Source organism: Mesoflavibacter sp., assembly GCF_964226795.1.
GTDB classification, from domain to species: domain Bacteria; phylum Bacteroidota; class Bacteroidia; order Flavobacteriales; family Flavobacteriaceae; genus Mesoflavibacter; species Mesoflavibacter zeaxanthinifaciens.
In genome coordinates, this window is record NZ_CAXQQP010000010.1 from 87,696 (window position 1) to 99,688 (window position 11,993).

Here is an 11,993-nt window from a genome sequence, read left to right on the forward strand (position 1 = left end):
AACTAATAAGTATAATTTATGCATTTATATAATTTAAAGTCAAAAGATGCTATTAGCATTTTAAAAGAAAAACCTTTTAAATTAGAAAAAGAAATACAATCACTTTTTGAAAACAATTTAAAGGAGTTAATGGATTTGCAATTAGTAAAATCAGAGTTCTCAATTAAAAACAAACGCATAGATACATTAGCTTACGATACGCAATCAAATGCATTCATTATTATTGAATATAAGAGAAGTAAAAATATAAGTGTAGTAGACCAAGGCTTCACATATTTAAGTTTAATGCTCGAAAACAAAGCGGATTTTATAGTAGAGTATAACGAAACTCTAAAGCAAAATTTAAAACGTACTGATGTAGATTGGAGTCAAACAAGAGTAGTATTTGTATCTACAAGTTTTACCGAAAATCAAAAAACAGCCACAAATTTTAAAGATATAGCTATTGAGTTATGGGAAGTTAAGCGCTATGAAAATAATTTAATTAGTGTTAACCAAATAAAGAAAAGTAAATCGGCAGAAAGTATCAAACCAATTACATCAAGTAATACACAATTAGAAGCAGTTACAAAAGAGATAAAAGTATATACAGAAGAATTTCATTTAGATAGTTATCCAGATAAAGTAAAAGAGCTTTACGAAACCTATAAAGAAGCTATTTTAAATTTAGCAGATGATATTGAGTTAGAACCTAAAAAACTATATATAGCATTTAAAAAAGATAAAAATATAGCAGATATTGTAACACTCAAGAAAGGAATAAAACTATTTATAAATCTGCCAAAAGGGAAGCTAGAAGACCCTAAAAATCTAATGCGTGATGTATCAAATACGGGACATTGGGGTAATGGAGATTATGAATTAGTAATAACAAATAATGATAATTTAGAGTATATTTTATACTTGATTAAACAGGCAATATAACAATAAGAGTCTTAAATGTTTGCAGCGTAAAATATTAATCAATCTAAAGGATAAAAAGAACAGTATAAATAATGCAAGAAATAGCAGAACAAATATTTGAGATAATTAAAGATTATCAATGTGATTATGCAGAAAGAAAGTTTGAAATAACAGTAGAGCATATTATCGCTTGGGCAAATCAATTTGGTGATGATGCTGAATTTGTTTTAAAAGAGTTATTGCATTTTTTACCAGAGATATACATATCTAAAGAAAAGGCTAAAGATTTACTACGCACAAGGTTATTAGATATTCAAAACTTTTATGGTTATAAAACAATGAATGAAATGGTGTTAAATACTCATTTCTTTAATCTTCAAAAAGGATACAAAAGTCAGTCAGAAATTTTATCAATTGTAGATGATATTTTACAATCTGAGTTTATGGTAGATTATAAAGATTATATAGACGTGCCTAAAACAAATTTTATTTATTTTGATGATGTTTTGGCTACAGGTGGTACAGTATATAAAGACTTAGCAACTTGGCTAGAGACTAAAGAAGATGGTCAGAATGAAAATTACAAGGCTATTATTAATAAATCAAAAACTTTAGCAGTTAGTTTGTTTTGCTATCACTCATTTGGATTTAGTAATATGGAATGGCGTTTAATGAAGCAATTTGATGATAAAATTAAAAAAGTACTTCTTGTTGGTACAGATTATATTGTAGAAAATCATATAAAAACAAAGTGGATAGCTGAGAAACAAAAATTAAACTGTGTTTATCCTATAGAAGGCCAATCCAAATCAACAATGGATTATTTATCTGGTTTAGTAGCTGAAAACGATAGTGTTCCTGCTTTTAGACCATCTAATTTACCTAAAAAGGAAACATTTTTTAGTAGTCCAGAAAATAGAATTAAATTAGAAAATATCTTTTTGGAAAAAGGTGTTGAATTACTTGGTAAGGTTCAAACAGCAAATCCCGACCAAAGAAAAAGACCTTTAGGCGATACAGTACGCTCACATAAAACATTTGGTACAGGTACTTTGTTTTTTACTTGGCGTAATATTTCTAATACCTGCCCGTTAGTATTTTGGTGGGATGTCACAGGACACGATTGGTTACCGCTTTTTTGTGTTAAAAATAGAGGCATATAGTTAAATTTATTTATATTGTAAAAAATATGAAGATTACAGAACGAACATATAGAAAAAACGAAGTAGTTGTTTTTAAAAGCACTAAATCCAAATTTGGTGGTTTATCAAATATGGCTGGAGGTTATTCAATAAGAGTGAATGATATTATAATACCTTCTGCTGAAGCATTATATCAAGCTTGTCGTTATCCTTTATTTCCATCTTACCAACAAGAAATTATAGAGCAAAACAGTCCTATGACTGCAAAAATGATTAGTCGTAAATATTTAAAATACACAAGACAAGATTGGGAAGAGGTAAAATATTCAATAATGTATTGGGTTTTAAAAGTAAAGTTATCACAGAATTTAGTTGAATTTTCAAAAGTGTTAGAGATGACACAAAATAAAGCTATTGTGGAGTTGTCTAATAAAGATAAAGATTGGGCAGCAGTGGAAATTGATAAAAACACATTAGTTGGTAAAAATGCTCTAGGTCGTCTACTAATGCAGTTAAGACAAGAGTATGTTTTTAATAAGAAATCAATAGAATGCGTTCAACCTTTAGATGTTTTTGGTTTTTTATTATACGGTTCTGAAATTGAAACGGTTTGTAATCCAATAGTTGAATTTGAAAACAATTATCTTTTCGATTTGGATTTTGCATAATTAATCTACATAAAATAAAACCCAGTTTATTGCTTACGCAATAATTCTATATTTTTTATTTTATTCCGCGCGCCACCAAATAGTTGGTTTTATGTAACAATAGTTTTAGCCAACGCTATAATAGAACATTGCTTGTTTTATTTAAAAAATCTATTATAATAAATTAGTACAATAAAAAAGCAAAAAGCTATTACCTACGATCAAAATAACCATTCCTCCACAAAACCAACCCAAAGCTAAGTTGCATAATACATGTTATGTAACAAAATTGCATAAGCGCAACAATTTTGTCACAAAACTCAACTATGCAAAATAGCCGACATCCTCCCATGCTCAAATAGTTAATAAATTATCATTAAACATGTGATTTAAACATATTACTTAATTAATTTTGTAATATGAAAATAAAATACCTAAATAATACAAAGTCTATACGATTTTTTAAAACAGATGTTTCATCATATTTAAAACTTCCTTTTGTTGCAAATGGTATAAGTGCAGGGTTTCCATCACCAGCAGACGATTTTTTAGATATAAACATAGATTTAAATAAATACCTAATAAAAAATCCAACAACTACTTTTTATGGTCGTGTAAGTGGTAATTCAATGATAGATGCAGGTATTAATGATGGTGATTTATTAATTATAGATAAAAGCTTAGAGCCTAAAAGCAACAAAATAGCTGTTTGTTTTATTGATGGCGATTTTACTGTAAAACGCATTCAAATAGAAAAAGACGTAATTTGGTTAATAGCAGAAAATAAAGAATATAAACCTATAAAAGTAACAAAAGACAATGATTTTGTAATTTGGGGTATCGTAACTAATGTAATAAAACAATTTTAAAATGTATTCTTTTCAATGGTGGCACATACCAATACTCATTTTTCTTTGGGTTGTGGGTGCGTATATAACAGATTATATAAGACGTAATATGTATAAATAAATGTTTGCATTAGTAGACTGTAATAACTTTTATGCTTCATGTGAGCGTGTATTTAATCCTGTATTAAATAACAAGCCAATTGTTGTTTTATCAAACAACGATGGTTGTGTTATAGCACGTTCTAACGAGGCTAAAGCTTTAGGCATACCAATGGGTGCACCTGCTTTTGAGTATAAAAAAATATTTGTTCAAAAAAACGTAACCGTTTTTTCTTCAAACTATGCTTTATATGGCGATATGAGTAGTCGTGTAATGAATTTACTTTCAGAATTTACACCAGAGATTGAAATATATAGTATCGACGAAGCCTTTTTAAAGTTTGATGGTTTTAAGCTTTTTAATCTTCAGCAAATAGGTTTAACAATGCGTCATCGTGTAACAAAAGGCACAGGTATTCCTATAAGTATTGGTTTTGCACCTACTAAAGCATTATCCAAGGTAGCTAATAAAATAGCAAAAAAATTTCCAGAACGCACAGATAGCGTTTATGTCATAGATAGTGAAGATAAGCGTATAAAAGCATTAAAATGGTTACCAATAGAAGATGTTTGGGGGATTGGTCGTAAACACTCACAAAGACTTAAAAACCTAAACATTCATAATGCTTATCAGTTTTCTCAATTATCAGATGATTGGGTGCGTAAAAATATGTCAGTCGTAGGTTTACGTTTAAAACACGATTTAGAGGGTAAACCAACCTTAGATTTAGAAACAATTGCAAATAAAAAAATGATTGCAACAACACGTTCATTCGAACACATGATTACATCCTATCAAGATGTAAAAGAGCGGGTTTCTACTTTTGCAGTGTCTTGTGCAGAAAAACTACGTAAGCAACAATCACAATGTAACATGATAATGGTGTTTTTGCACACAAATGGTTTCCGTAAAGATTTACCTCAATACGGTAGGAACATTGTCGTAAAAACAGAATATCCAACTAATTCAAGTATAGACTTAGTTAAGTATGCTCAAACAGGTTTAAAATCTATATTTAAAAAAAATTACCATTATAAAAAAGCAGGTGTAATAGTTATGGGTTTAACACCAGATAGTCAAAAACAATATACACTGTTTACAAAAGAAAACCCAAAACATATACCTATTATGAATGTTGTAGATAGATTAAATACTGCTTACGGTAATAATAAAATTAAATTTGCTAGTCAGTCTTTAGGTCGTCAATGGAAGATGAAGCAAGAGCGTCTATCTCCAAGATATTCAACCAACATTAATGAAATTATAAGTATAAAGGTTTAATTATTATATTTAATAACCTAAATAAAACTACATGTGTTTTCATACATCTCAAACTAAAAAAACAATAGAATTAGAAAACAGGTTTAATGTAAATCTTGCTGATGATTCAATGCGAGAATATTTTGATGTGCCACGTTATCATATGAACGGATTTTCTCATCCGAATATGTTGGTTATACCTCAAGAGAAATCCAATGTTTTAGCACCTGGAGTTTGGGGTATCGTTCCAAGTAATAGATCTAAAGAAGAAATTAAACCTTATTTTAAAGAAGCTGTTAAGTATGGAGGAGGATTAAATGCACGCTCTGAGAAAGTATTTCAGCATTTTATTTATAGAAGCTCTATTATGGAGAATAGATGTATTATTCCTTTATCAGGCTTTTTTGAGCCACACGATCATAAAGGCAAAAAATATCCTTTTCATTTCAAGGATAAAGAAAATCAATCTTTAGCGTTAGCAGGTCTGTATACTGTTATCGATACATTTATAACATTCACTATTTTAACAAAGGATGCGTCACCATTATTTGCTAAAATTCACAACAAAAAAAACAGGCAACCAGTAATTCTTGACAATGAAAGCACTCATAATTGGCTATCAACCGATTTAAATGAAAATGATATTAAAGACATTCTAAATTTTAATTACCCAGAAGAGTCTTTGAATGCATATTCTGTTAGTAAAGATTTATTTAGTCCAAAAGTAAATTCAGATATTGAAACAATTTTGGAAGAGGTAAAATATGAAGAGATTAGTATTTGATATTATCGACCAAATTATCGACTAAAAAACAAAACCCTGTAAAATCAATGCTTTACAGGGTTTTTTGTGGAGTCGGAGAGAATCGAACTCTCGTCCAAACAAGTAACCAAATAGCTTTCTACACGTTTAGTCTTTTCTTGTGTTTTCATCAGCAACCTGGTTAAAGACAACCTAGTTACTGCCTATCTTCTTAAAGTTTCGATTTAGCATCAAAGCGCTACCAAATCTATATTGACATTTACGATGCCTCAAAAAGGAACGCCGCCAATCAAGGCTTTCCAGAGACATTTAGCTTGCTTACCTTGTAAGCCTAGGCGTAATCTTACTATAATTCAGATTAGGCAGCTAAAGCGTAGTTATTCTCGCCGTTTAAAAAGTTGACCTAGCGTTTTACGTGTCTCATAGTCGTTACACGACGTGCTTACCATTTAATTAATCTCGCTGTCAAAACCAGTCGACCCCAATTTTATGGCGTTACCCACTTTTGCTTTTAATGGCAAAAGTGCGTCAGGCTTTCGGTAGTCGCAATCATAGATGTGCTCCAACAATACCTCAATCCTTAACGCGGTCCTAAACCAAAAGTTAGTTTTAAATACCTTTTAAAGTAAAGGACTGCGAATTTACTAAAAATAATGTATCAAAAAATATACCAACACACATTTATAAAAAACTTAAGAAAAAATGACACAAAAATAATTACATTAAAATAAAAAAATGATACGACAAGGAAGCAAGGTAAAATGGAAATGGGGAAGCGGGACAGCAATAGGAAAAGTGCAAGAAACTTACACAAAACAAATAACAAAAACCATTAAAGGAACAGATGTAACAAGAGATGGAACTACAAATAATAAAGCGCTATACATTAAACAAGATGAAGGAGATTATGTCTTAAAACTAGAAAATGAAGTTGAAAAAGTAGAATAAAATTTCATTTGCTAAAGCTTAATAATAAAGGTATTTTAGCAGGATTAAAATGTAATACATGAAATTCGCAATAATAAAAGAACGTAAAAATCCACCAGATAGACGCGTTGTATTTTCACCAAAAGATTTAAAAACACTAAAAGATAATTTTCCAGAAGCAAACGTAGTAGTAGAGGCTTCAGATATTAGGGTTTTTCCAGATAAAGACTATTCAGATTTAGGATTTACAGTAACTCAAGATGTCTCAGAAGCAGACGTTATGTTAGGTGTAAAAGAAGTGCCAATAGACGCTTTAATTCCTAATAAAAAATATTTTTTCTTCAGTCATACTATAAAAAAGCAACCTTATAACCGTAAGTTGTTAAAAGCTATTTTAGAAAAAAATATCGAATTATACGATCACGAAACCATCGTTAAAGAAAGCGGAGCACGATTAATAGGTTTTGGTCGCTACGCAGGATTAGTTGGTGCTTATAATGGGTTTAGGGCTTTAGGATTACGTGACGGTTTGTTTGAACTACCAAAAGTAGAACACTTAAAAGATTTAGATGAGGTAAAAGCAGAGCTTGATAAAATAAAATTACCAAACATAAAGATTGTGCTTTCCGGAACAGGTAAAGTAGCAAAAGGCGCTAAAGAAATTTTGGACCATTTAAAAATTAAAGAAGTAAGTGATGCGTTATACTTAACGTCAGATTTTACAGAGCCTGTTTATTGTATGATAGATGTTATGGAATATAACAAACGCAAAGATGGTAAAGTAGGAAGTAGACCAGAGTTTTATAAAGATCCAAGCGATTACGAAAGCAATTTTATGCCTTACGCTAAGGTAACCGATTTTTTTATCGCTGGTCATTTTTATGGTGATGGCGCACCTTATATATTTACAAGAGAAGATGCAAAACATCCAGATTTTAAAATTAATTTAGTAGCAGATGTGTCTTGTGATATTGACGGACCAGTTGCTAGTACAATAAGACCTTCAACAATTGCAGATCCATTTTATGGTTACGATCCTAAGACAGAAAATGAAGTACCATACAATGCAAAAGGAGCAATTACCGTTATGGCTGTAGATAATTTACCTTGTGAATTACCAAAAGACGCAAGTGAAGGTTTTGGTGAGATGTTTTTAAAATCGGTGATACCTGCATTTTTTAATGGTGATAAAAATGGTGTTTTAAAACGAGCAAAAATGACAGAAAACGGAAAGTTAACCAAACGTTATGCGTATCTACAAGATTATGTAGAAGGAAAAGAATAAGGTTAATTCTCTTTTGTAATTATTTTAATTTACCTTTAGTTTAGTATTCAATGTTTTAAGTATGAAGTTTTCAAAACTAATTTACACTTTAGTATTCCTTTTTTTAGTAGTTTCTTGTGAAAAGGATAATAATATACCTATCAACCAACAACAAGAAGATGGGTTATCTGATAATCCTTTCTTTTCTAATTTTGGATCACAAATTTCAGCAGACTTTATAGGTCGAGTTGTAGATGAAAATAATGAGCCAATTATAGGTGCAAACATTACTTTAGGTAGCGGATTTGCAATAACAGACGTTAATGGTGTTTTTGCAGTTAACGATGTTTCTGTCTACGAAAGCTTTGCGTACATAAGAGCATCAAAACAAGGTTACATTTCTGGATCTAGAGCATTAGTGCCAACACAAGGTGTTAATCAAGTTAAAATAATGTTGTTAGATGCTACACCAAATGCAACAATAGTTTCTGGTCAAGCTATAACAATTGATTTGCCAAACGGAACCAAAGTTGATTTTGATGGTAATTTTGAAACTTCAACAGGATTTGCATATCAAGGTAATGTAGATGTCGTGTTAAGACATTTAAATCCAGATGAAGAAGATATGAATCTACAAATGCCAGGTATGTTAATAGCTCAAGATGCGGCTGGAGATTTAAGAGCTTTAGAAACTTACGGCATGATTGCTGTAGAACTAATTGGAGAAAATGGTGAAGATTTAAATATTGCATCTGGCAGTACAGCAACCATAACTGTTCCCGTGCCAACTAATGCTACAAATCCGCCAACAACAATACCATTATGGTATTTTGATGAGCAAAATGGATATTGGGTAGAAGAAGGTGAAGCTACATTAATTGGTAGTGAATATGTAGGTGAAGTATCACATTTTAGTTTCTGGAATTGTGATGCGCCTTTTGATGTTGTTCAAACTTGTATAATATTACAAGATATAAATGGTAATCCACTACCAAGTCTCAATGCGCAATTAACGTTGCAAACAACTACATGGAATTCAACTTCAGGAGGATATACAAATAGTAACGGAGAAGTTTGTGGTTTAGTAGCAGCAAACGAAGCATTAACTTTAACCGTTTCTAATTATGGTTGTGATGTGTTTACAACAACAGTAGGACCATTTTCTGCAGATGATACAGTTACGGTTACAGTAACAAACTCAACAGAGCAATTAACTACACTTACCGGAATGTTTAATGATTGCGAAGGAAACCCAATTACTAACGGTTACATGCAATTAGTTAATGGTAACAATGCGCAAATTATACCTATTACTGATGGAACCGTAAACGAAAGTATTAGTTATTGTGCTTCAGATAGCTCATATATAATAAATGTAGTAGATGTGGCTGGAGGACAAGAAACTGATGTTTTAACTGGGAATTTCACAGCAAATACAGATTTAGGAACAACATCAACCTGTATCACTTTAGGAGATTTTGACAATGATGGTGTTTATGATATAGATGAAGATATTAATGGAAACGGAAATTTATTAGATGATGATACTGACCAAGATGGTATACCAGATTATCAAGACCAAGATGATGATGGTGATGGAATAAATACTGCAGATGAGGTTTACGGAAGTAATACAAATCCAATGGATCAAGATAGCGACGGAGACAATGTTCCTGATTATTTAGATCCTCAAGATGTAGCTGTTTATAGCGCAGAATGGTTCTCAGAAGATTGCGATGGATTGACTTATGATCTAGAACAGTTTAATGACAATTACATAAACTCAAACATAACTTTTCATGAAACTCAAGCAGATGCAGATGCTAACGTTAATCCTATTGCAACTCCATTTTCAAATTCTAGCGGACTAACAGTTTTATATGTAAGAGTTGAAAATACAGTATCAAATCAAGTATCAACAAACGGAATGTTTTACTTGTTAGGTCCGCCAACATTTATAGATTCTGATAATGATGGCTTATTTGATTGTGAAGAACTAACCGGTATCGATAACGGTCAATCTACAGCTAATCCTAACGGAAATATCACAGATCCAAATAATCCAGATACCGATGGAGATGGTGTTAATGATGGTGATGAAGCAATAAATGGAACCGATCCAAACGATGCTACAGATTTTTAAATTTGAAAATAAAAATTAGTGTCTAATTTACTTTTTTATTAAATTTAATTCTAACTAAAAATCAAAAAATTATGCTTGGGTTATTATTAATTATAGCAAATATTACTGGAGGAATTTTGCTTGGTCTGTCAACATTAGATAAATGGGATGGAGAAAGTAACTTTTTTAACAAAATCGCAGGTGTTTTAGCCCCTTTTCAAACTATAATTGGTGGCGCATTAGTTGTAATACCGTTGTTAAGACTTTTTGGAGGTCATTTTAGTCTGTATGGTATTATAAGTATTCTTGGAGGTATTTTACTACTTACACACGTATTTGGTAAAGCGCCTGCGTTTGAAAATTCATTAAGAAAATTATCAGACAAGTTAATGCCTTTTAAAGCGATTATCGGAATTGTTTTATTAGTGATTGGTATTTTAGCCATATTCTAAAATGAATCCTGCAGAACAATATATATTAAATCAGCCCGAACCTTTTCGGGCTATTTTATTGCATTTACAAATTTTAGTAGAACATACTTTACCTGAAGTTGAATTAAAGTTTAAATATAAAATTCCATTTTACTACTTAAAAGGAAAGCCTTTTTGTTACTTCAATGCTAGTCATAAAAAACAATTTGTAGATGTTGGTTTTGTAAAAGGACCAGAAATAAAAGTACATCAAGAATATCAAATTATCGAAAATCGTAAAAAAATGATGTCACTTAGATATACGTCTTTAGATGCTATAAATGACAATGTTTTTATAGATGTGTTGAAGGCAGCTAGTGAGTTGTATTGAAAAACAAATAGCTCTATCATCAAAGGTAATATTCATTATCGTCACTTCGAGTGATTTTACGAAGAGTAACGAAGTAAAATTGTATCGAGAAGTATAAACTTAAAGTTCTCGATACATTTTATTCCATTTAAAATTACATAAAAAACACTCGAACAGATGTAGTTTTATAAACAACTATATTAGAAATATAATTAGAGATAATTTGTGTAATTGGTGTCACTAATTAAAAACTCTGCACCAACTTTCTAATGGCCACCAAATTAGTTAATAAACCTTCTAAGTTATCTAAGTGTAACATGTTCGCACCATCGCTTTTTGCATTAGCTGGATCAAAATGTGTTTCGATAAATAAACCATCTACATTATTTACAACACCAGCACGCGCAATAGTTTCGATCATATCTGGTCGTCCACCAGTAACACCAGCACTTTGGTTAGGTTGCTGTAAAGAATGAGTGACGTCTAAAACTACAGGTGCATAGTGTTTCATTGTAGGAATACCTCTAAAATCTACAATCATATCTTGGTAACCAAACATAGTACCACGATCGGTGATCCAAGCTTTGTCACTACCGGCATCCTTTACTTTTTGTACAGCGTGTTTCATCGCTTCAGGACTCATAAATTGTCCTTTTTTAAGGTTGACTACTTTTCCTGTTTTTGCAGCAGCAACAACCAAATCGGTTTGACGTACTAAAAACGCTGGTATTTGTAATACATCTACGTAGTGTGCTGCTTTTGCAGCATCGCTAACTTCATGTATATCTGTAATGGTAGGGACATCAAATTTTTCAGACACTTTAGCAAGAATTTCTAATGCGTTTTCATCGCCAATACCTGTAAAACTATCAATACGACTACGATTTGCTTTTTTAAAACTACCTTTAAATACGTAAGGTATATTTAGCTTATCGGTAATGCTAACTACTTTTTCGGCAATGCGGTAAGCCATGTCTTCGCCTTCAATAGCGCATGGACCACAAAGTAAAAAGAAGTTATTACTGTCTGTATGTTTGATTTTAGGTATATCTTGAAGTGTCATCATTATAGTTTTAGATGCTACAAAGATACTATTAATGACCGAAATAAATAGGCTTTTATTTTTAGGTGAAAGAAATAATCTTAGCAAACACTTGCATTAGCGATTGAAGAATTGTTGGAGCACATCTTTGATTGCGACTTCTGAAAGCGCGACCCTTTGTAACTTGTTAATAGT

At 31.3% G+C, this 11,993-nt stretch carries 12 protein-coding genes and 1 other RNA gene; 11 read left to right on the plus strand and 2 right to left on the minus strand.

What is annotated here, in order from left to right; translation table 11 throughout:
• The first annotated feature begins 18 nt into the window (after positions 1-18).
• The 6 genes from ACEQT4_RS09420 (at position 19) to ACEQT4_RS09445 (ending at position 5,684) form a co-directional block, all read left to right on the plus strand.
• The gene (locus ACEQT4_RS09420) at positions 19-924 is read left to right on the plus strand and encodes a DUF5655 domain-containing protein (RefSeq protein WP_370227208.1); all 906 of its coding nucleotides are present in this window, start codon (positions 19-21) and stop codon (positions 922-924) included.
• Positions 925-995: 71 nt separating this feature from the next.
• A complete protein-coding gene (locus tag ACEQT4_RS09425) occupies positions 996-2,066 on the plus strand; it encodes a hypothetical protein (RefSeq protein WP_370227210.1) in 1,071 nt (356 codons plus the stop codon).
• Between the two features lie 26 nt (positions 2,067-2,092).
• Positions 2,093-2,713 carry an NADAR family protein gene (locus ACEQT4_RS09430; protein WP_370227212.1) on the plus strand — a complete coding sequence of 207 codons (621 nt, stop codon included), beginning with the start codon at positions 2,093-2,095 and terminating at the stop codon, positions 2,711-2,713.
• A gap of 398 nt (positions 2,714-3,111) precedes the next feature.
• On the plus strand, positions 3,112-3,561 hold the full coding sequence (locus ACEQT4_RS09435) for a LexA family protein (RefSeq protein ID WP_370227215.1): 450 nt from the start codon (positions 3,112-3,114) through the stop codon (positions 3,559-3,561).
• A 100-nt stretch (positions 3,562-3,661) separates the two neighbouring features.
• The gene (locus ACEQT4_RS09440; protein WP_370227217.1) at positions 3,662-4,921 is read left to right on the plus strand and encodes a Y-family DNA polymerase; all 1,260 of its coding nucleotides are present in this window, start codon (positions 3,662-3,664) and stop codon (positions 4,919-4,921) included.
• A gap of 31 nt (positions 4,922-4,952) precedes the next feature.
• Complete coding sequence (locus ACEQT4_RS09445; protein ID WP_370227219.1) at positions 4,953-5,684, plus strand: SOS response-associated peptidase; 732 nt, start codon at positions 4,953-4,955, stop codon at positions 5,682-5,684.
• A gap of 64 nt (positions 5,685-5,748) precedes the next feature.
• Here ACEQT4_RS09445 and ssrA read toward each other — a convergent pair.
• Positions 5,749-6,146, minus strand: a transfer-messenger RNA (tmRNA) gene (gene ssrA / locus ACEQT4_RS09450).
• Positions 6,147-6,398: 252 nt separating this feature from the next.
• On the opposite strand from ssrA, the gene ACEQT4_RS09455 reads away from it, so the two are divergent.
• The 5 genes from ACEQT4_RS09455 (at position 6,399) to ACEQT4_RS09475 (ending at position 10,777) form a co-directional block, all read left to right on the plus strand.
• On the plus strand, positions 6,399-6,611 hold the full coding sequence (locus ACEQT4_RS09455; protein WP_027880410.1) for a DUF2945 domain-containing protein: 213 nt from the start codon (positions 6,399-6,401) through the stop codon (positions 6,609-6,611).
• 58 nt (positions 6,612-6,669) lie between these two features.
• Complete coding sequence (locus ACEQT4_RS09460) at positions 6,670-7,875, plus strand: NAD(P)-dependent oxidoreductase (protein WP_027880411.1); 1,206 nt, start codon at positions 6,670-6,672, stop codon at positions 7,873-7,875.
• Between the two features lie 61 nt (positions 7,876-7,936).
• A complete protein-coding gene (locus tag ACEQT4_RS09465) occupies positions 7,937-9,997 on the plus strand; it encodes a hypothetical protein (RefSeq protein ID WP_370227223.1) in 2,061 nt (686 codons plus the stop codon).
• 71 nt (positions 9,998-10,068) lie between these two features.
• Entirely contained in the window at positions 10,069-10,428 is a 360-nt protein-coding gene (locus tag ACEQT4_RS09470; protein WP_106688267.1) for a hypothetical protein, read from the plus strand.
• A 1-nt stretch (position 10,429) separates the two neighbouring features.
• The gene (locus tag ACEQT4_RS09475) at positions 10,430-10,777 is read left to right on the plus strand and encodes a DUF1801 domain-containing protein (protein ID WP_370227225.1); all 348 of its coding nucleotides are present in this window, start codon (positions 10,430-10,432) and stop codon (positions 10,775-10,777) included.
• Positions 10,778-11,000: 223 nt separating this feature from the next.
• Here the strand turns inward: ACEQT4_RS09475 and kdsA are convergent, their stop codons facing one another.
• A complete protein-coding gene (gene kdsA / locus ACEQT4_RS09480) occupies positions 11,001-11,819 on the minus strand; it encodes a 3-deoxy-8-phosphooctulonate synthase (protein WP_370227520.1) in 819 nt (272 codons plus the stop codon).
• Between the last annotated feature and the right edge of the window lie 174 nt (positions 11,820-11,993).